This window comes from Priestia sp. ST2 (assembly GCF_055810735.1).
This window is the reverse complement of sequence record NZ_JBVVNT010000002.1, coordinates 342,189-360,981: the sequence shown is the minus strand read 5'-3', so window position 1 is coordinate 360,981 and position 18,793 is coordinate 342,189. Positions and strand designations below refer to the sequence as shown.

General features: G+C 35.8%; 19 protein-coding genes, 1 tRNA gene and 1 riboswitch. Of the genes, 16 read left to right on the top strand and 4 right to left on the bottom strand.

Annotated elements, in window-relative coordinates:
• Window positions 1-50 precede the first annotated feature (50 nt).
• The 4 genes from AC0KUU_RS08270 to AC0KUU_RS08255 all read left to right on the top strand — a co-directional run bounded on the left by AC0KUU_RS08270 (window position 51) and on the right by AC0KUU_RS08255 (window position 2,987).
• Entirely contained in the window at window positions 51-1,070 is a 1,020-nt protein-coding gene (locus AC0KUU_RS08270; RefSeq protein WP_025751876.1) for an STAS domain-containing protein, read from the top strand.
• Window positions 1,071-1,258: 188 nt separating this feature from the next.
• Window positions 1,259-1,687, top strand: a complete 429-nt coding sequence (locus tag AC0KUU_RS08265; protein ID WP_043982528.1) for an SRPBCC family protein — start codon at window positions 1,259-1,261, stop codon at window positions 1,685-1,687.
• Window positions 1,688-2,023 (top strand): ArsR/SmtB family transcription factor, encoded by a 336-nt coding sequence (locus tag AC0KUU_RS08260; RefSeq protein ID WP_043982530.1) that lies wholly within the window; start codon window positions 1,688-1,690, stop codon window positions 2,021-2,023. It abuts the gene before it with no gap.
• 184 nt (window positions 2,024-2,207) lie between these two features.
• Window positions 2,208-2,987, top strand: a complete 780-nt coding sequence (locus AC0KUU_RS08255; protein ID WP_322552063.1) for an MBL fold metallo-hydrolase — start codon at window positions 2,208-2,210, stop codon at window positions 2,985-2,987.
• Window positions 2,988-3,063: 76 nt separating this feature from the next.
• On the opposite strand, the gene AC0KUU_RS08250 is transcribed toward AC0KUU_RS08255, so the two are convergent.
• Window positions 3,064-3,867 carry an alpha/beta fold hydrolase gene (locus AC0KUU_RS08250; RefSeq protein ID WP_323619114.1) on the bottom strand — a complete coding sequence of 268 codons (804 nt, stop codon included), beginning with the start codon at window positions 3,865-3,867 and terminating at the stop codon, window positions 3,064-3,066.
• Window positions 3,868-4,201: 334 nt separating this feature from the next.
• On the opposite strand from AC0KUU_RS08250, the gene trhO reads away from it, so the two are divergent.
• From trhO to AC0KUU_RS08220, 6 genes are all read left to right on the top strand, one after another.
• Complete coding sequence (gene trhO / locus AC0KUU_RS08245) at window positions 4,202-5,170, top strand: oxygen-dependent tRNA uridine(34) hydroxylase TrhO (protein WP_043982533.1); 969 nt, start codon at window positions 4,202-4,204, stop codon at window positions 5,168-5,170.
• A 208-nt stretch (window positions 5,171-5,378) separates the two neighbouring features.
• Window positions 5,379-6,236 carry an SMP-30/gluconolactonase/LRE family protein gene (locus AC0KUU_RS08240; protein WP_025751869.1) on the top strand — a complete coding sequence of 286 codons (858 nt, stop codon included), beginning with the start codon at window positions 5,379-5,381 and terminating at the stop codon, window positions 6,234-6,236.
• A 224-nt stretch (window positions 6,237-6,460) separates the two neighbouring features.
• On the top strand, window positions 6,461-6,823 hold the full coding sequence (locus tag AC0KUU_RS08235) for a group I truncated hemoglobin (protein WP_080781699.1): 363 nt from the start codon (window positions 6,461-6,463) through the stop codon (window positions 6,821-6,823).
• A 139-nt stretch (window positions 6,824-6,962) separates the two neighbouring features.
• Window positions 6,963-8,399 carry a 4-hydroxyphenylacetate 3-monooxygenase, oxygenase component gene (gene hpaB / locus AC0KUU_RS08230; protein ID WP_162214277.1) on the top strand — a complete coding sequence of 479 codons (1,437 nt, stop codon included), beginning with the start codon at window positions 6,963-6,965 and terminating at the stop codon, window positions 8,397-8,399.
• 148 nt (window positions 8,400-8,547) lie between these two features.
• Window positions 8,548-9,354: a DUF817 domain-containing protein gene (locus AC0KUU_RS08225; protein ID WP_322552065.1), complete on the top strand. Its 807-nt coding sequence runs from the start codon at window positions 8,548-8,550 to the stop codon at window positions 9,352-9,354.
• A 58-nt stretch (window positions 9,355-9,412) separates the two neighbouring features.
• Window positions 9,413-9,973 (top strand): tubby C-terminal domain-like protein, encoded by a 561-nt coding sequence (locus AC0KUU_RS08220; protein WP_322552066.1) that lies wholly within the window; start codon window positions 9,413-9,415, stop codon window positions 9,971-9,973.
• 30 nt (window positions 9,974-10,003) lie between these two features.
• Here the strand turns inward: AC0KUU_RS08220 and htpG are convergent, their stop codons facing one another.
• On the bottom strand, window positions 10,004-11,881 hold the full coding sequence (gene htpG / locus AC0KUU_RS08215) for a molecular chaperone HtpG (RefSeq protein ID WP_162214280.1): 1,878 nt from the start codon (window positions 11,879-11,881) through the stop codon (window positions 10,004-10,006).
• 210 nt (window positions 11,882-12,091) lie between these two features.
• Window positions 12,092-12,170, top strand: a riboswitch (ZMP/ZTP riboswitch).
• Between the two features lie 168 nt (window positions 12,171-12,338).
• On the opposite strand from htpG, the gene AC0KUU_RS08210 reads away from it, so the two are divergent.
• The 4 genes from AC0KUU_RS08210 (at window position 12,339) to AC0KUU_RS08195 (ending at window position 15,855) form a co-directional block, all read left to right on the top strand.
• Window positions 12,339-13,538 (top strand): phosphoglycerate dehydrogenase, encoded by a 1,200-nt coding sequence (locus tag AC0KUU_RS08210; RefSeq protein WP_043982539.1) that lies wholly within the window; start codon window positions 12,339-12,341, stop codon window positions 13,536-13,538.
• Window positions 13,539-13,670: 132 nt separating this feature from the next.
• Window positions 13,671-14,123: a hypothetical protein gene (locus AC0KUU_RS08205; RefSeq protein WP_043982541.1), complete on the top strand. Its 453-nt coding sequence runs from the start codon at window positions 13,671-13,673 to the stop codon at window positions 14,121-14,123.
• 240 nt (window positions 14,124-14,363) lie between these two features.
• The gene (locus tag AC0KUU_RS08200) at window positions 14,364-14,909 is read left to right on the top strand and encodes a DUF6143 family protein (protein WP_043982543.1); all 546 of its coding nucleotides are present in this window, start codon (window positions 14,364-14,366) and stop codon (window positions 14,907-14,909) included.
• A gap of 796 nt (window positions 14,910-15,705) precedes the next feature.
• Entirely contained in the window at window positions 15,706-15,855 is a 150-nt protein-coding gene (locus AC0KUU_RS08195) for a hypothetical protein (RefSeq protein WP_013057122.1), read from the top strand.
• 117 nt (window positions 15,856-15,972) lie between these two features.
• Here AC0KUU_RS08195 and AC0KUU_RS08190 read toward each other — a convergent pair.
• A tRNA-Ala gene (locus AC0KUU_RS08190) sits at window positions 15,973-16,044 on the bottom strand.
• A 106-nt stretch (window positions 16,045-16,150) separates the two neighbouring features.
• Window positions 16,151-16,699 carry an HD domain-containing protein gene (locus AC0KUU_RS08185; protein WP_043982544.1) on the bottom strand — a complete coding sequence of 183 codons (549 nt, stop codon included), beginning with the start codon at window positions 16,697-16,699 and terminating at the stop codon, window positions 16,151-16,153.
• Between the two features lie 225 nt (window positions 16,700-16,924).
• Between AC0KUU_RS08185 and AC0KUU_RS08180 the strand changes: the two genes are divergently transcribed.
• Together AC0KUU_RS08180 and AC0KUU_RS08175 are read left to right on the top strand one after the other, a co-directional pair.
• Complete coding sequence (locus AC0KUU_RS08180; protein ID WP_322552067.1) at window positions 16,925-18,226, top strand: GH25 family lysozyme; 1,302 nt, start codon at window positions 16,925-16,927, stop codon at window positions 18,224-18,226.
• A 181-nt stretch (window positions 18,227-18,407) separates the two neighbouring features.
• A complete protein-coding gene (locus AC0KUU_RS08175) occupies window positions 18,408-18,638 on the top strand; it encodes a hypothetical protein (protein ID WP_237074922.1) in 231 nt (76 codons plus the stop codon).
• Window positions 18,639-18,793 lie beyond the last annotated feature (155 nt).

Below are 18,793 nucleotides of genomic sequence, written 5' to 3'. Positions count from 1 at the left end.
AACATAAGATAAAATAGAAGGTAAGAACTTTATAAAAAGGAGATTTCGCCATGGGTGAAAAAAAGAATATTGATATAGGTGGCCTTAGTTTTGCTTGGGATTTAGAAAAAGGACAATTTAGCTTTGAAGGAGAAGATGCGATCCTTTTTTGGATTTCTTCTGCGATGAAAACATTGTTTGACACAATCGAAGAAATATCTGGGGAAGAGGCAGCTTCTGTAGTACTAGAAACCACTGGTTTCCGACAGGGATTAGTAGTAGGAGAGTACTTTCAAAATATGAAAGGCGTAACGGTTTTTGAAGCGGCTGAGTTAATTACCAATACATACGCTTCGGCTGGATGGGGAAAAACTACTATCAAATATTTAAATCCTGAAAGTAAAACTCTATCTGCTGAATTAAAAGACAGTTGGGAACATAAAATTAACGTTGCGCAAAAGAAAACAAAGGGAGGGAATTTTCTTCCGGCCCATTATGCAGGAATTTTTACAGGACTATTCGGAACAAATATTTGGTACAAGGTGATTCAACATCAAATAGAAGGGCATGAATGCACCACAGTAGAATACTTCCCTTCTAACATTGATATCACTCAAAATATTCATCAATTAGCGAGAAGAAAAGAAGCGCAGAAAATAGAACATTTACAAAACATTGTAGCAGAAAAAACAGCAGAGTTAAAAGATCTTATTAAAAAGCTTTCTTCTCCTATTATTCCGGTTTTGGAAGGCATAGTCGTCGTTCCTTTGATTGGCAAATACGACGAGGATCGAACGGAAGATTTGATTGTCAATACATTAAATAACCTCCCAAAACACCAGGCTAATTATCTTGTGCTGGATTTAACCGGATTGGATAAAGAACTTACTGAATATACGGCAAGTCTTATTGAAAAATTAGGTGCAGCAGCGTCCCTGATTGGTACGAAAACAATTTTAGTAGGGATTTCTGCTGACTTAGGCTTAGTTATATCAGAGACCCATATTGATTTATCAAAATATGATTGTTTTCAAACATTGCAGCACGGCATTCATTATGCATTGGCACAAAGCGGACGAAGCATCGTTTAAAAGATATATTTAAAATATAACAAAATGCACTCATTCAGCATCATAACAAATCTCTTTATCAAAGAACGGAAATGAACTGAAGGATTTCATTTTTTAAAAGAGGAATTGACATGAAACCAAAAGGTGTTATATTATTTTTATATAAAACCTTTTGGTGTTATTTTTTGAAAAGGAGAATGAAGATAACGATGAATGATAAAAGTGTAGTAGAAGATGTAAAACAGACGATAATATTTAACGCGCCGATTCAAAAAATTTGGGATAAAGTAGCAACAGCAGAAGGGCTCCAACAATGGTTCATGCCTAATGATTTTCAGCCTCAGGTAGGATATGAATTTCATTTGCAATCGCCTTTTGGCCCATCTCCGTGTAAAGTATTAGAAATAGATGCACCAAACTATCTTTCTTTCTCTTGGGATACGGATGGATGGGTCGTTTCATTTACCTTAAAAGAAATGGGTAATCAAACTGAATTTACGCTTATTCATAGCGGGTGGAAAGAAGCTGAAACACTTCTTGAAAAAGCAAACGAAAAGAGTTCAGTGGTACGAGATAGAATGAGCTACGGGTGGATTAGTCTCGTAAATGAAAAACTTCGAAAGGTTGTTGAAAACTAAATGACTTTATCAGCTGCCAAGCATGATATCTTTCAAGCCATTGCTGATCCTACTCGAAGAAAAGTACTTGAGCTGCTTTCTGAAAAAGAATTGCCTATATCAGAAATAACGTCTCATTTTTCAATAAGCCGTACCGCTATTGTCAAGCATCTTCATATACTTTCAGAAGCAGACTTAGTCCATGGACAAAAAAAAGGCAGAGAAAAAGTGTATTGTCTTCAGCCAGAGCCTTTAAAAGAGATACAAGATTGGCTTTCTTACTACGAGCAATTTTGGACGAACAAATTATCTATTCTTCAGCATATTGTTGAAAGAGATGAAGAAAGAAATCAATAGAAAAAGCATAAAAACGCTTTTTATAAGGAATATAGCAAAGCCAGTCGTTAAAAAGACTGGCTGTTTTACATAAAAGCTGGTTTTATTCTAGAAGGACAAATAAAAGAACGATGCAGAACAACATAGGACATTTCTTGAAATAAAAAGATAGACCTTTAGAAGAAAAAAAGGGGGAAACAGAGCAATGAATAAGCTTTTATTTTATGGGACGAGCGATGCTCAAGGAGTGCCTCGATTATTATGTGACTGTAAAGTATGTACACAAAAAGATCAATTAAATCAGCGCACAAGGCCTAGTGCACAGTTTACAATAGACGGTAACGTGTTTTTGATTGACGTATCACCTGATTTTAAGCATCAATTTCATTTATACAATAACAAAAAAATCCCTTCTACCGTTTTTATTACTCATCCTCACAATGACCATGTGGCTGGTTTAGGAGATTTAGCCGACTTATGCTATTGGAATAATGTAAATAAAGAAGTCGTAGGAGCGCCTGAAGTCATCAGCGAGTTAATCGAAAGATTTCCTTATCTCGCAAAAAGAAAAGGGCTCACCTTTAAAGGAACGTTAAAATGGGATAGTGGAGAAACAACCCTTACGTTTCATAAAGTAAATCACGGATTTAACGGTCATTCCTACGGCATTGTGGTTCATCAAAAACAAGGCGAACGCTGGGCGTATGTATCCGATTCTTTTAATGTGACAAAAGAACAGTGGCAGCCCTTTTACCACTTAGATTTACTGATATTTGGTACATCTTTCTGGAAAGAATATCTTCAAAAAGAAAAAAGATCCGTATATGACGTGACAGAGGCAATGGAGATCAAAGCGAAGCTACAGGCCAAAAACATGGTGTTTACTCATTTATCACATGATATTGATATCCAAAAGCACGCCGAGATGCTTTCAGATGAAAACGTAAGCTTTGCCTATGACGGACGCGAGATTTTATTACCCTAAAGCAATACATAAAGGCATAAAAGGTTTCATTTAAAGAAGCAGCGTAGCTAAAGCGCTGCTTCTTTAAGTTTGTAAATTAGATATGTTCGATAAAGTTGCCCACAACTTTGTTAAATCGATCGCTTTCTTCAAGAAAAGGGCAGTGGCAGCTGTTCTCAAAAACTTCAAGTACAGAACCTGAAACCAGCTTTTGAATATGTCTTCCAGCTGCTACCGGAATGAGCTTTTCTTCTTTTCCAAAGCACAGTAAGGTAGGGATTGCAATAAACGGTAGAAAATCTCGATAGTCCACAATGGATTGATCAAACAAAATAGCACTGGCTATCGACTCAGGCATTTTCGTTACTTCTTTCATAACCCAATGTTTATCTTCTTCAGTTAATTCATCCTTAAACATAAGCGGAATAAAATTTTCTAATGTACTTGTTCGATCAAGCTGAATACCCTGCATGAGCGAAATAAGCGCAGGTAAATCAAATGCACCGATCGGAAAGTCGGGCCATTTAAAATCTGAAGCCATTTCATCTACAATAATATTTCCTTTTACATTTTCTTGACCAAATTGTTTCAAATATTCCCACACAACAAAAGCACCCATCGACCAGCCTACTAATATGACGTCTTTTAATTGATGAGTGGTTATAAACTCATGCACATCATGAGCATAAGTGGAAATTGTATGGCCGTATGGAGTATGACTTGAATTTCCATGTCCTCTTAAATCCAAAAGAATAGTTTGATACTGTTTTGAAAAAAAAGAAAGCTGGTTATGAAAAAAACGACTGCTCATCCAAACTCCGTGAATGAAAATAATAGGTGTTCCTTCCCCTTGTTGTTCATAGTACAAAGTTGCACCGTCTTTTAATGTATAAAAAGGCATCATTTTTGCCCCCAATCTCAAAGATTTATATCTCATCATGTATGCGCGGGCACATTCATGTAGAACGTATCCCGTCAATAAAATTTTTATTGAAGAACAAACCCTAGAAGTAAACGCTTTGATATGTTATACTATTACAGGCTTAAATACTGTATGTTTTTGAAACAATCATTCACTGTAATACTTTTTAGATAGAGGCATCCTTATAAAAAGGATGTTGTTTTTGTCGTAATGTACCTTTAAGTAATGAATTGTTACCATCAATTCGGTTCACAATAACCGACCTACATGCATTATATCTTGCAAATATAAACAGATAGGTGGAAGAAGCAACATGACTGAAAGAAAACCATATCAAGTACTACTATATTATTTGTACACTCCAATTGAAAATCCTGAAGAGTTTACAGATCAGCACTTAGCATTTTGTAAAGAGCTTGAATTAAAAGGACGTATTTTAATTGCGGCTGAAGGGATCAATGGAACGGTATCAGGAACAGTTGAACAAACAGATAAATACATGGAAACGATGAAAAATGATCCTCGTTTTGAAGGTATTGTATTTAAAATAGACGAAGCAGATGAACATGCGTTCAAAAAAATGCACGTGCGTCACCGTAAAGAATTAGTAACTCTTCGATTAGAAGAAGATGTGAATCCTCTTCGCGTAACGGGTAATTACTTAAGCCCAAAAGAATTTCATCAAGCGATGCAAGATGAGAATACGGTCGTAATTGATGCACGAAATGATTATGAATACGATTTAGGTCATTTCCGAGGAGCTGTTCGTCCGGATATTCGAAACTTCCGTGAGCTTCCTGAATGGATTCGCGACAACAAAGATCAGTTTGAAGATAAAAAAATCTTAACTTACTGCACAGGCGGTATTCGCTGTGAAAAATTCTCTGGGTGGCTTCTTGAAGAAGGTTTTGAAGACGTAAGCCAGCTTCATGGAGGGATTGTAACATACGGAAAAGACCCTGAAGTACAAGGTGAACTATGGGACGGTCAGTGCTATGTATTTGATGAACGCATCAGCGTACCAGTTAACCAAAAAGAGCATGTGATTGTCGGAAAAGACCACTTTACCGGTGAGCCTTGTGAACGTTATGTTAACTGCGCAAACCCAGAATGCAATAAGAAAATCTTAGCTTCTGAAGAAAATGAACACAAATATTTACGCGCTTGTTCACATGAATGCCGAGTGAGCCCTCGTAACCGCTATGTAAAGGAACACGGTTTAACAGAAGAAGAGTTTGCAGCACGTGTTAAAGAGCTCGAAAAAGAACACGTAACTTTATAATAAAAAAAAGCAGCACGCTATACAAAGCGTGCTGCTTTTTTTATGAAAAGATTCTCTTAGAACCTGGTGTTTAAAGAATGTCATACAACGGGTATTTATGAAAAAGGAAAGATATTCCTAGCTTTTTTTATTTGTTTAAAAGAATATTTTTTTGAGAAAGCGATTATAAAAAAATGATTGTACATAAAAACGAAAAAGGAGCTTGAAAATGGAAGCAAAAATTGAAAAAAAGTACGATGGCCGTTTGCTTGAAGGACCCCTATGGGATGAAGAAAATCAAAAATTAGTGCTAGTAGACATCTTAGATAAAAAGCTTCTTACGTACGATCCAAAAACGACAACCTTAGAAGATATTGCTCTTCCTTCAGTCGTTACAAGTGTTTCTAAAACCAATCATTCAAAATTGATTGTCTCCACCCGTAATCAGCTGCTTTTAGTTGATAAAAACAAAAAGAATCATGAAGAGTATATCCGTTTAGATACTCTTGAAAAAACCATGCGTTTTAATGACGGGAAATGTGATCCATATAATCGCTTTTGGATTGGAACGATGAGTGAAGAAGATGAAGAAGGAAAAGCCCAGCTGTACGTAGTAGATGAAAAAGGTGTCATTAAGAGCGCTAAAGAAGGATTAAGCGTGTCAAACGGGCTAGCTTGGAATCGAACAGGAGACAAATTCTTTCTGGTTGATTCACCGAAAAATAAAATTATGTCTTATTCATTTTCGAAAGAAACAACAAGGCTCGAAGATGAAAAAGTGGTGATTGACCTTTCAGATATGGACGGGTTTCCTGATGGAATGACAATTGATGAACACGACCGATTATGGGTAGCGCTTTGGGGAGGTTCGAAAGTCATTTGTGTAGATCCAGATAAAGGAGAAATTATAGAATCTATTCATCTTCCTGTTTCCAATGTAACCTGCTGTACATTTGGAGGAGACGATTTACAAACCTTATTTATCACCACAGCTAAGGAAGAAGAAAAATACGAAGAAGCTGCCGGCTCTCTTTTTTCATGCCGAGTAGGAGTAAAAGGCGTGCCGGCTTATACTTACGTGTACTAGATAAGTGCTTATCAAAATGTAATGATTCCTAAAGCCCAGTAACGAAAGATGTTACATGCAGCTTCTACAATTCCTTTACATTGTGTTCACTTCTTTACATTTTATTCTTTATGTGGAAGAGGAATAAAACATGGGGACAACGAATTTCCATAAAGAAGCCTTTTAAAGAATATGAACACTTCTATTGGGTAATAATGGGGAAAGGTACAAAAGGAGGAATTGTTTTGGAACAAACATTGTATGAAAAAGTGGGAGGACAAGAAGCTATTGAAAAAGTAGTTGATTATTTTTATTCTGAGCTCGTGTTAAAAGATGAAACGGTCAGGCACTTTTTCGAGCATACGGATATGGATAAACAGCGTCGACATCAAGCCAAATTTATAAGCTTTGCCTTAGGTGGACCGAATCAATATTCAGGAAAGTCGATGGCCAAAGCACATGCAAATATGAATATTCAACCCGAACATTTTAATGCAATTGCTAAGCATCTTCACGATGCACTTGCTCACTTTAATGTTGAAGAGCCGGATATTGACCAAGCATTAAATAAAGTTGAATCCCTAAGAAATGATATTCAATATAAATAAATTATAAAAAAGAAGGTTACTGTGACCTTCTTTTTTTGTGCTCAAAGCTGTGATGTATGAAGGAAACATGGAAAAGACATCGTAATATGATAAAAATGCAATAGGTAAAAATATTTATCGAAAGTCTGGGAGTGGGAGTATGTCAGCAATTAATGGGAAGCAATACGTAGAGAGAATTAATCAATTAAAAGCAAATGTATGGGTTGATGGCAAGCTCGTAACAGGCAATATATCAGAACATCCGGCTTTTAAAGGAGCCATTAACAGTCAAGCTAAACTTTATGATTTTCAGCATGATAAAAAAATTAAAGATATCATGACATACCAATCCCCGGATTCTGAGGATTTTTTTGGTACATCTTATTTACAGCCTACAACAAAAGAAGAGTTAAAAAAACGACGAGAGATGACTCAGCAATGGGCGCAATTAACCCATGGTATGATGGGAAGAAGTCCGGATTATATGAATACCGTATTGATGGCTTTTGCATCCTCTGCAGAACTCCTGAGAGGAACAGAAAACTGCTTTCCTGAAAACATCATTTCTTATTATGAATATGTAAGAGAGCACGATTTATCGCTCACTCATACATTCATCGATCCTCAAGTCAATCGAATCCAATTTTATTACGAGCAAAATGACGAACCGATAGCAGCAAAAATAATTGATAAAAACAATGAGGGAATCGTTATTCAAGGCGCGAAACTGCTTGCTACACAGGGTGGAATGACGGATGAGCTGCTCGTACTGTCTTCAGCGGGCATTCAGGGAAAAGAAAAAGGATTTGCTTTTTCGATTCCAAGTAATACAAAAGGAATTAAATTTATTTGTAGAGAATCATTTGCAGGAAAAGATTCGGCGTTTGATTATCCATTAAGTTCTAGATTTGAAGAAATGGATACAATTGTTGTCTTTGACCATGTATTAGTACCATGGAACCGCGTGTTTTTCTATGAAAATGCAGACGTATCAAATACATTCCTTGCTTCTAGTTCCTTCTCAGCTTTTGCTCTGCATCAAGTAACTTCAAGGAGAATTGTCAAAACAGAGTTTGTATTAGGGATTGTACAATCTCTGATTGAAACCATTAACATTATAGACTATCCGCATGTACGAGAAAAAGCAACGGAGCTTATTATTGCGTTAGAAACGATGAAAGCTCTCGTGATGAAAGCAGAAGAAGAAGCGGAGATTGATCTATGGGGATACATGCGTCCAAATGAAACTACACTTCGTATTGCCGCAAATATATTTTCAAAAACATATCCTACCTTTACAGAGATTATCCAGCTTTTAGGTGCAAGCGGACTAATGGCAATACCAACAGAAAATACGTGCCGCTCATTGGTTAAAGAAGATATTACGCGTTATTTGCAAGCTAAATCGAGAGGGGCAGAAGATCGTATTAAGCTTTTTCGACTAGCGTGGGATTTAACTATGAGTCCGTTCGGCACAAGGGAAACACTGTACGAACGTTTTTTCTTTGGGGAGCCTGTACAGTTAACCAGTTATCTGTACTTATCTTACGATAAAGAGCGCTATGTACAGAGAGTAACCGATTTTTTGAAAAGTTAACGGAGGAAACGAATCTCCGCTGGGTATGATAGTTTCGTTACAAAAACAGCGGAGATGCTTATTGAATAAATTTTAAAAATCTGCAATAATTTTCAAGGAATCATTTCTGTGAAAATACTAAGGAATACTATAAAGATAGGATGTTACAATGAATCAATTAATCTATTTTGGTTTAGAACAAGCAAAATCTTGTGTTTTTCCTGTTATCATTTTTCTTACGTTGGCTATGACAAAAATAATTGAAGTACCGTTTATTTCTAGATATGACCTTATTTTATTAGTCTGTCTAGGAACTCAAGTTTTAATGGTGATGTTTAAACGAGAAACGCTTGATGAAGTAAAAGTCATCGCAGTATTTCATTTAATTGGACTAGCGTTAGAACTCTACAAAGTTCATATGGGCTCATGGAGCTATCCAGAAAAAGCTTTCACTAAAGTCTGGGGAGTTCCGCTTTACAGCGGATTTATGTATGCTAGTGTAGCTAGCTACATGTGCCAAGTGTGGAGAAGGCTTGAATTAAAGCTTACGAATTGGCCTTCTACGTGGATTGTCAGTATACTAAGTATGGCTATTTACCTTAATTTTTTCACGCATCATTTTATTTACGACTTCCGCTGGTTTTTAAAACTTTTTACTTTACTTATTTTTTATCGAACTTTTGTATATTTTACGGTTAACAAACGTACATATCGCATGCCTTTAGTATTGTCTTTTGTACTGATTGGCTTTTTCATTTGGATCGCTGAAAATATCGCAACATTTTTTGGAGCATGGCAGTATCCAGATCAACAGCAGCAGTGGACAATGGTTCATATAAGTAAAATTAGCTCTTGGCTTCTTCTTGTGATTGTTAGTTTCTTGATTGTTGCTTTACTAAAGCATTTAAAAGAAAATCAAAGCCAATTTAAACAAAGAAAGAAATTAAAAGAAATAAACGAAATATATGAAAGATAGAAACATAACTACTATGTACACGCTGTTAATATGAAGTGCAGAACCTTTGGAGGCTTATATGCAAGAATATATTTTTTATCTTCCCTATTTTAAATCAGCGGGGAAGACCATAGCAGTTACAAATGAAAATGGAGAAAACGTCGGACAGCTTAAGAGAATGCATAAAAATATGTGGACGAAAAGTATTGATTTTTTAACTCGTGATGGACTTCCAGTGTTAGATTCTATTTCTTGGTTTCCTATCTTTTCCTGCGGCTTAAAGGTACATTTACAAGTTCAATGGGAAGGAAGAACGGTGTTTATTGATCACGTGAAAAAACACCGGTGGGTGATAAAAGAAAATGGAAAAACAGTGGGGCATCTATTAGGTAAAGGACTAATTAAAAACGAAGGAGCACAAGAAATTAGATGGGGAAATAACGTCTACATGTTAAGCAGTCATGAAGCTATAGAGGAAGCGTGTATTTTTAATCAAAAAAGAGAAAAAGTCGCAGAGTTTAAATCAGACCTTTTTCATTTTAAAGAAGGCAAACACTCAATAAGAGTAACAGAAGAACTGCCCGTACCCATTTTTATCGCTTCTTACTATATAACTACTTTTATTATGCCATACATATAATCAGGCGCAGAATGATTCTGCGCCTGATTTTTATATCATGATTTTACAAATATCATTTGTGAATTTAACGGGATCACTAATAGATAAGCCTTCAATTAGAAGAGCTTGGTTATATAATAAATTTGTATAAAGGTCTAATTTCCCTTTATCATTTTCAAATGCATCTTTTAAAGAAGCGAATACATCATGATTTACGTTAATTTCTAACACTTTTTCTGCTTTTACATGCTGATTGTCAGGCATAGCACTTAAAATTTTCTCCATTTCAATCGTTACTTCACCATCAGCTGATAAGCAAACGGGATGTGTTTTTAAACGTTTAGACGCGCGCACATCTCCTATTTTTCCCCCCAAAGCTTTTTTCATATAGTCAAATAGCTCTTTATTTTCTCTTTCCTCAGACTCATTGAGCTGTTCTTCTTCTGCTTCAATCCCTAAGTCACTGCTTGAAACAGATTTAAATTCTTTTTCTTCGTACGTCATTAACATTTTAATCGCAAATTCATCGATATCTTCTGTAAAATATAGAATTTCGTAACCTTTATCTGCAACCAATTCTGCTTGAGGAAGCTTTTCAATTCGGTCGTACGATTCGCCTGATGCATAATAGATATACCTTTGATCCTCAGGCATGCGCGATACATATTCGTCTAGTGTTACGAGCTTTTTCTCTGTAGAAGAATAGAATAAAAGCAGGTCTTTTAATACGTCTTTGTTGCTGCCAAAGTCACTGTAAACACCGTACTTCAGCTGGCGGCCAAATGATTCATAAAACTTCTCGTACTTTTCACGTTCGTTTTTAAGTAAGCTTTTTAATTCATTTTTGATTTTCTTGCCGATGTTTTTGGCAATCAGCTGAAGCTGTCGGTCTTGCTGCAAAATTTCACGTGAAATATTAAGAGATAAATCTTCAGAATCTACCATACCTTTTACAAAGCTAAAGTAATCTGGAAGAAGATCTGCACATTTATTCATAATTAAGACGCCGTTTGAATACAGTTCAAGCCCTTTTTCAAATTCTTTTGAGTAGTAATCAAACGGACTATTTTCTGGAATAAATAAAATGGCATTGTAGCGAATCGTTCCATCCACATTAATATGAAGGTGAGTGAGCGGTTTATCAAATCCGTAGCGCTTTTCTGAATAAAACTGCTCATAGTCTTCTGAAGTCAATTCATTTTTATTTTTCTTCCAGATCGGTACCATACTGTTGATAACTTGCTCTTCTGTATAATCTTCTAGCTCGTTATCAGAACCTTCTTTAGGACGTTTTTCCGTTATGTCCATTTTAATCGGGTAGCGGATAAAGTCTGAATACTTTTTAATAATCTCTTTTAAACGATAATCTTCTAGATACTCATCATATGTTTCATCTTCTGTATTTTCTTTAATTTTTAAAATAATTTGAGTCCCAACCGTTTCTTTTTCGCAAGGTTCGATTGTATAGCCATCAGCACCAGTAGATTCCCATTTATAGGCTTCATCGCTGCCTAACGCTTTACTAATCACGGTCACGACATCTGCCACCATGAACGCTGCGTAAAACCCAACGCCGAATTGGCCGATAATCGTGTGCCCGTCCTTTGTTTCATTTTCGTTTTTAAACGCAAGGGAACCGCTTCGCGCAATTGTGCCCAAGCTGCTTTCAAGCTCTTCTTGCGTCATGCCAATTCCAGTATCCGTAATGGTTAAGGTACGGTTAGTTTTATCTGGTGTTACTTTTATGTAATAGCTTTCTTTGTTAAAACGCAAGGAGTCGTCTGTTAAGGCTTTGTAATAAATTTTATCGATTGCATCACTTGAATTTGATAGAAGTTCTCTCAAAAATACTTCTTTTTGAGAATAGATGGAATTAATCATCATCTCTAATAATCGCTTTGATTCAGCTTTGAATTCTTTTTTTGACATAAGAAATTCTCCTTTCCAAATAGGGCTTATAAAACAATTAGCACTTGAGTGGATAGAGTGCTAATCACTCTTCTTATTTAACATGTATTAGGGTATTTGTCAATATATTAGGAGATTCGCTAAAGAGATTAAAAATTAGACTGAAAAAAGCAAACTTTTAAAAAAAGGTTGAACGTTCTGAAAGAGTTTGCTAGAATATACTTAATTTCAAAGACTATATGTGACTGGCGAAACGCGGATAACCGTGAGGAAGCATATAGTGACGTAGCCGTTCGCCTGGGCAGAGGTAAGGGATTAATACATATCTCTTACCTCTTTCTGTTTAGGGGGAGAGGATATAGAAGTTATCACATATGTAGGCTAAAAAACCAGACTTTTTAAAAAATTAAAAATGAAGTTCCTTTATCCAAAGGTAAAAACATGTAAAACTACGATGATAATCAGAGGAGAGTACAAAATGAGCACATTAACATTAAAAAAAGTACAAACAATCAAAACATTAAACAACATTGCACAAAAAGGTCTAAATGTTTTTAATCAAGAAGGTTATCAAATTGACAACGACAGCGAAAGTCCAGATGCGATTGTCGTGCGTAGCTTTAACATGCACAGCATGGCATTTGACCAAAATTTAAAAGCTATTGCACGAGCTGGAGCAGGGGTTAATAATATACCGGTGGACGCTTGCACGGAGCAAGGTATCGTTGTATTTAATACGCCAGGAGCTAATGCAAACGCAGTAAAAGAAATGGTTTTAACTACAATTATGGCTTCTTCTCGTAACTTATTTGCTGGAGTTGAATGGACAAAAGGATTGGATGGCCAAGGTGATCAAATTCCTAAGTTAGTTGAAGCAGGTAAAAAACAGTTTGTTGGAAAAGAAATCAAAGGTAAAACGTTAGGCGTTATTGGTTTAGGTGCAATTGGTGCTCTTGTAGCAAACGATGCGCTTGATTTAGATATGGACGTAATTGGTTTTGATCCATTCATTTCTGTTAATACAGCTTGGAATTTGTCTCGCAACGTACAGCGTGCAATGTCTCTAGAAGAACTATTTGCAGCATCTGACTATATTACGGTTCACGTTCCATTAACGGACGATACAAAAGGTGTTTTCAACAAAGAAACGTTTAGCATCATGAAACCTGATGTTCATATTTTGAACTTCTCACGCGGTGAGCTTGTAAACGAAGAAGATATGAAAGCTGCTCTTGAAAGTGGAAAAGTTGGAAGATACATTACAGATTTCCCAAATCAAAATGTCTTGAACATGAAAAATGTTGTGCCAATTCCTCATCTAGGGGCATCAACTCAAGAATCAGAAGAAAACTGTGCGGTAATGGCAGCACGTCAAGTGAAAAATTTCTTAGAAACAGGAAACGTTAAAAACTCAGTGAACTTCCCGAATGCATCTCTTCCTTACACTGGGAAAAAACGCGTAGCTGCTTTCCATCACAACGTGCCGAATATGGTAGGACAACTTACGCAAGTATTCTCAAACTACAATTTAAACATCGCAGATATGGTGAACAGAAGCCGCGGTGAATATGCGTATACAATGATCGATATTGACAATCAAGTAAGTGACGAGATTGTGCCTGAGCTAGAAGAAAAAATCGGTCAAATTGAAGGAATTATTACAAGTCGTATTATCTAATTTGGTTCCCATCATATTTTAGTGTTACAGCCCTAACTTAGAAAAGTTAGGGCTGTTTTTACATGGTGTTTACCTCATATCAATTCCTTCATTCTCATAGCATATAGAAATACCTTTAAAGAGGTGAACGTTTTGTCAGGAGAACTGATAGGAATTTTGATAGGGTCGCTCATCGCGCTGGCAGGAACATTCATTACGTCTGTTGTAGCTATAGTGATGTCGAAAGAGCAATACAAACAAGAGCTTCGCAAAGCATTTATCCAAAAGAAAGTTGATGCCTATACCCATGTGTGTCAAGTTATTCTAGCTATAAAAAACGATTTACTTACAAAAACTGTTTCTTCAGCTGGCTTAAACTGGACGGCTCAATCTATTAACAAAATAGCAGATGTGTGTATTACGGAAGGGCTATGGATCGATGAAGAAGACAGCAAAAAGCTGGAGGTTCTGCAGAAGCAACTTTCAAAATTTGTATTTGATGAAATAGAACTGTCTAGACATGATATTCTCACAGCCTGTTATGAAATTGTTGAATATTGCGAAAAAAAGGTAAGGATTCTTCATTCTATGACTACAAAAGAATAGGTGATTACTACTTTAAGAAGTGATAGTAGAAGTATTAAAAAAGCATCGGAATATAAAGTCAAAAAACAATCCGTTTATACACCAGCAGTCGACGAGGGCATTAAGCGATAGGAAAAGATAGGCTCAGTACCGGGTCTATCTTTTTGCGTTTATATAAAGATTAAATATATTTCTAAATGCATGTGTCCAAGCATTTATAGAAAAACTTCATAAAATATAGTACAGAAAGGAGATGATTGTATGTCGAATTACGAGTCGAGTAAACCTTATATTAAAGCCGTTAATATACCTAATCCTTTATATCAATCTTTAAAAGGAGACTATTTTGTCGGACAAACTGAGCCTATTCGTTTTGGTGGAAATAGAAATGCTTGGGGCGGGTTAGTTAACCCTTCCGGCTCCGGAGTAGATTTATTTGTGAATGCTTTTACTATCACTAACTATTCCAACGAACCTTTTACTGCTGAAATTTGGTTTAATTCTATCCCGCCTGGAAAAGGAACAACTTCAGATAATGTGAGTCCAGCAAATACTACAATACGTTCAAAGCCAAAAGGGAAAATTAAATTTGCAGAAATGGTAAAAGGCTTTCCTACCAAAGGGGTAAACGTATTTAACCGTGTTGTTCCGCCGAAAAGTACATTAGTAAGTGATGAAGATGGAAAATTTATCTTTCCAAACAACGGTTCATACGTTATTTTCCTAGTTTCTCCGGGAAATAAAGAAATTAAAGCTGAAATTGCATATGGATGGTTTGAAAAAAACGTAAGAAGGACTGTTAACTGAATAGGTCTTAGCGATTGTATGAGAAGTGTATGAGCTATTTCATACAGTTCTTAACAAACAGTAAGTGTTTATGAAAAGAACTTTGCAGCAGCATACAAAGTTCTTTTTTATAGCTTGCGTTTTTTCGTTTGATTGTGGATATCACCCAAGAAAAACAAAGCAAGCAAAAGGATAATTCCAACTACACAAACCATTTGAATGGCATTTAAGGATGTTGATAACTAAGGGATTAAAGCGATAATACATAAAACTAAGCTACCTAGTACAATAGCAAAACGAATAACAAAGACGACTGTTATAGAACGAATGCCACATACAGCTGATATACTAATCACTTCTTTGTAGAATGAAATAACTTTTTTGTCCAGGGTATAAGCATGCTTAACATCTCACGTTAATGTCTACATTCACATTATCTTAAGTTTCAATTCATACTGGCTTCATATAAATTAATCATACTGAATGTATTAATGAAAGATATGAGGTGGAACAATGTTAAAAAAGCTTTTTAAACTATTTACACAAGAAACCGAGATATCTAAAGATAAAGAAGTAGATCTCCACGAAGAGAACGATTTTAACGAAGTTTGTGATGATCATTTCATTATAGATGAGTATTAGAAACCCTATAAAATGCTGCGAAATTTAAAGAATTGATTGAGTATATCCGTATAACCAGTAATTGCACAAGGGTCGTAAAGGTATACTTTTACGGCGGATTAATATTGATGAATTGCTTTTTACATGAAACAATGTGAAAAAAATGGGCATCCTAGAAGCAAAAGGAGGGGATAGAATGGGTAAAGAACCAAATGATGAAACAAGTGAAGGGCTGAATCAGCTTTTTGAAATCATCAATGCAAAAGGCGACGAGGGCGAACTTAGAGAAATTGTCAGCAGGAGCAGTGAAAAGAATAATCATAAAAATCATGAGGATCAATCGTAAAAAGAAAATAAAAAACCTCTTCATGGAAATCATGAAGAGGTCAGATGAAATAGTATTGCAACCATTCCATCCTGCATAGTTTTAAAGCGTTTTAAACTCTTGATACGACTGGTTTTATGGAACTGATGGGATTCGAACCCACGACCCCTTGTCTGCCAGACAAGTATTCTCCCACTGAACTACAGTCCCGATTATGTAGAGCCTTTATTGCGTGTTGACTCTACTATATTTTAATACGTATGCAGCGCGTTCGCAATAGTTATTTTCAGTGTTTTCTAATTTCTTCATATGAATATTAACTTCTAAAAAAATCGTTTACTTCTTGTTTATACGTATAAAAAAAACTTGGAATTTGGCTTGGTTCCAATCCTTGTGCAGCGTATTTGCTAATGGATTCGTAGTACCATTTCTGCTTTTCGAATCCTCTTTTAAAGCTATTCCAAATCGTATCTCCTTGCTGATCGTAGCTTTCTTTTAAAGACCGTAAATTGTCTAATTTATCTGCTACAATTAAAGATTTCACTTCAAGAGAACCAGTTTTCACAATTTGAATTGTATGCTGTTTACGTTCTTCCCAGCTTTTTGATTTGTTTTCTGTATGAGCTTCAACAATCCCCGCTACCTCTAAACCAAATCTTTGTACAATTTCTTCGAGTGTTACACTTGTATCTTCTACAGCATCATGCAGATAAGCTGCTGCAATTACTTCTTCACTAAAACCTGCTTTTTCTAAAATAGTACCTACGTTAATAGGATGAACAATATAAGGTGTATCGGACAGCTTGCGCATTTGGCCGCTATGAGCGTGTTCTGCATATCTACGTGCTTCTTTTATTAAAGACATCATATTCCTCCACTTTTTATTCAGTATATCTTCATATTATTAGTATAAACGAATATAGCTTTCCTCACTTTATAAAATTGCACAAATTCATTTCTTATAATAAGGGAAGGCTACCAAAATCCCTTCTTAGTGTAGTTTTTTTATAAAGCCTAATATCTATTTCATAGGCCTGTATCAGTTGCCATTTCCTTTTTTATTCATAGTTTGTATGAAGGAGTGATAGCAATGCAAAACCGTAATAATCAAAATATTAAGGTCATTGATGTTTCTCATCACAACGGAAAAATTGATTGGGCAAAAGTGGCGTCGGATGGTGTAAAAGGCGCGTATATTAAATTAACAGAAGGTACAACCTTCTTAGATAAAAAATCATATGATAATTATATAGGTGCAAAAAATGCAGGTCTACGTGTAGGCTTTTATCACTTTGCTCATGCTGATAATGATCCCATTGCAGAAGTTAATTTCTTTTTAAATAAATTAGGCAGCATGAAGGTTGATTTGCCTCATTGCTTAGATTTGGAAGAGAATAAAGGGAAAACAAAAGCGCAGGTCACAGCCTTTGCAGTCAGATGGATGGAGTATATTGAAAGGAAAACAAGCATTACGCCTATTCTTTACACGGGGTATAGTTTTATTAAATCCAATTTTACAAGCGCCGTGGCAAGATATCCGCTATGGATAGCTCGTTACAGTGGAAGTAACCGTTCTAAGGGATTCGTTAACCCAGGTGATACGGCGATTTGGGATAGATGGTCTATGTTTCAATATACAGATCAAGGAAAAGTAAACGGGATTAAAGGCAATGTTGATATCAATGAAATGGATCTGGATTTCTTTAATAGTATTAATACAGGCGTGACGGTGGTGGAAAATAATAAGCCATCAGCACAATTGCAGCAAGGTGATAGCGGACTAGCTGTAAAAGAACTGCAGCAAAACTTAATTAGATTAGGATTTGAACTTTCCCAGCAAGGAACCGGTGGTCAATATGGCAGCGAAACTGTTGCAGCTGTTAAAGCTCTTCAAGAAAAGTATGGATTAACGTCAACTGGAAAAGCTGATGAGACAACATTAGCTAAAATGATGGAATTGCTTAAGGGTGTAAGTAATCCTGTCGAAGAATCATTACCAAAGGTTACTTCACTCGGAGATAAATATTCTTTTCAAGTAAAAGCGAAGAAGGATATTGGAGTCTACAAATATGCGAATGTAACAGAGAATTTTAGAACTATAAAAAAAGGCACAGTATTTAGCGTATATGGGTATACCAATGCAGCATGGGCTATTCCAGGCGGATTTGTGCAAATGAAAGACGTAGAACCTATCCCAATTACAATTAAAACAGGCGGATTAAGTAAATACATGGAAACAGAGTTTCGTGCTTTCTTAAAAAATGAAGGAATCGACAGTGAATTACACGTACATGCAATAGGTAATCCGTCCGCTGAACTTACCGCAGCTGGGCTGGATTTTGTAAAAGTTAAACAGTTTTTAGATAAAAAAGGCTGGTACTACAAGCAATAAACTCCCGCTCCGAAGAGCGGGGGTTTATTTTGGTATTTTGTAAAAAAAGAATAGCAGAGATGAATTAAGTAATTAAAATATGTTCTAAATAACAAATTAGGTGGTAACAAAAAAGTTTCTATGTATAGTTCACCTCTAACAGTCATATTTTTAGTCAACGGCTCATGGAGGGTGAATGAATATGAAAAATACGCAGATTCGAATTGAAACACTATCCTATCACTATGAAAGTATTATGGTGAATGATGAAGTAGAGCGTGCGATAAAAAGTATCGAAGTGACGTATCGAGCATATAAACATAACCACGTTTTAAACGGACATGTAGTACTTTCAGGAGAAGAGATTTACGATCTGCAGCAGTTGACTCACGTAGTGGCTGGGAAAATAAAAGCAGAATTAGAAACTACATAAAAAAGCACCTTTCTTTAAATCTTAAACCAAGATTAAAGAAAGGTGCTTTTTTATTAATTATTAATTAAACTGCAAAAAGAAGAAATTAAAGTATGTTCTAAATAAAATATATAAGTAAAAAACATAGCCTCTAAGAGAATTACTTAAATCGTACA

Bases quoted from the DNA above. Each gene is read 5' to 3' on its own strand.
- AC0KUU_RS08270 (WP_025751876.1), top strand. From the start codon at position 51: ATGGGTGAAAAAAAGAATATTGATATAGGTGGCCTTAGTTTTGCTTGG.
- AC0KUU_RS08265 (WP_043982528.1), top strand. From the start codon at position 1,259: ATGAATGATAAAAGTGTAGTAGAAGATGTAAAACAGACGATAATATTT.
- AC0KUU_RS08260 (WP_043982530.1), top strand. From the start codon at position 1,688: ATGACTTTATCAGCTGCCAAGCATGATATCTTTCAAGCCATTGCTGAT.
- AC0KUU_RS08255 (WP_322552063.1), top strand. From the start codon at position 2,208: ATGAATAAGCTTTTATTTTATGGGACGAGCGATGCTCAAGGAGTGCCT.
- AC0KUU_RS08250 (WP_323619114.1), bottom strand. From the start codon at position 3,867: ATGCCTTTTTATACATTAAAAGACGGTGCAACTTTGTACTATGAACAA.
- trhO (WP_043982533.1), top strand. From the start codon at position 4,202: ATGACTGAAAGAAAACCATATCAAGTACTACTATATTATTTGTACACT.
- AC0KUU_RS08240 (WP_025751869.1), top strand. From the start codon at position 5,379: ATGGAAGCAAAAATTGAAAAAAAGTACGATGGCCGTTTGCTTGAAGGA.
- hpaB (WP_162214277.1), top strand. From the start codon at position 6,963: ATGTCAGCAATTAATGGGAAGCAATACGTAGAGAGAATTAATCAATTA.
- AC0KUU_RS08225 (WP_322552065.1), top strand. From the start codon at position 8,548: ATGAATCAATTAATCTATTTTGGTTTAGAACAAGCAAAATCTTGTGTT.
- AC0KUU_RS08220 (WP_322552066.1), top strand. From the start codon at position 9,413: ATGCAAGAATATATTTTTTATCTTCCCTATTTTAAATCAGCGGGGAAG.
- htpG (WP_162214280.1), bottom strand. From the start codon at position 11,881: ATGTCAAAAAAAGAATTCAAAGCTGAATCAAAGCGATTATTAGAGATG.
- AC0KUU_RS08210 (WP_043982539.1), top strand. From the start codon at position 12,339: ATGAGCACATTAACATTAAAAAAAGTACAAACAATCAAAACATTAAAC.
- AC0KUU_RS08200 (WP_043982543.1), top strand. From the start codon at position 14,364: ATGTCGAATTACGAGTCGAGTAAACCTTATATTAAAGCCGTTAATATA.
- AC0KUU_RS08195 (WP_013057122.1), top strand. From the start codon at position 15,706: ATGGGTAAAGAACCAAATGATGAAACAAGTGAAGGGCTGAATCAGCTT.
- AC0KUU_RS08185 (WP_043982544.1), bottom strand. From the start codon at position 16,699: ATGTCTTTAATAAAAGAAGCACGTAGATATGCAGAACACGCTCATAGC.
- AC0KUU_RS08180 (WP_322552067.1), top strand. From the start codon at position 16,925: ATGCAAAACCGTAATAATCAAAATATTAAGGTCATTGATGTTTCTCAT.
- AC0KUU_RS08175 (WP_237074922.1), top strand. From the start codon at position 18,408: ATGAAAAATACGCAGATTCGAATTGAAACACTATCCTATCACTATGAA.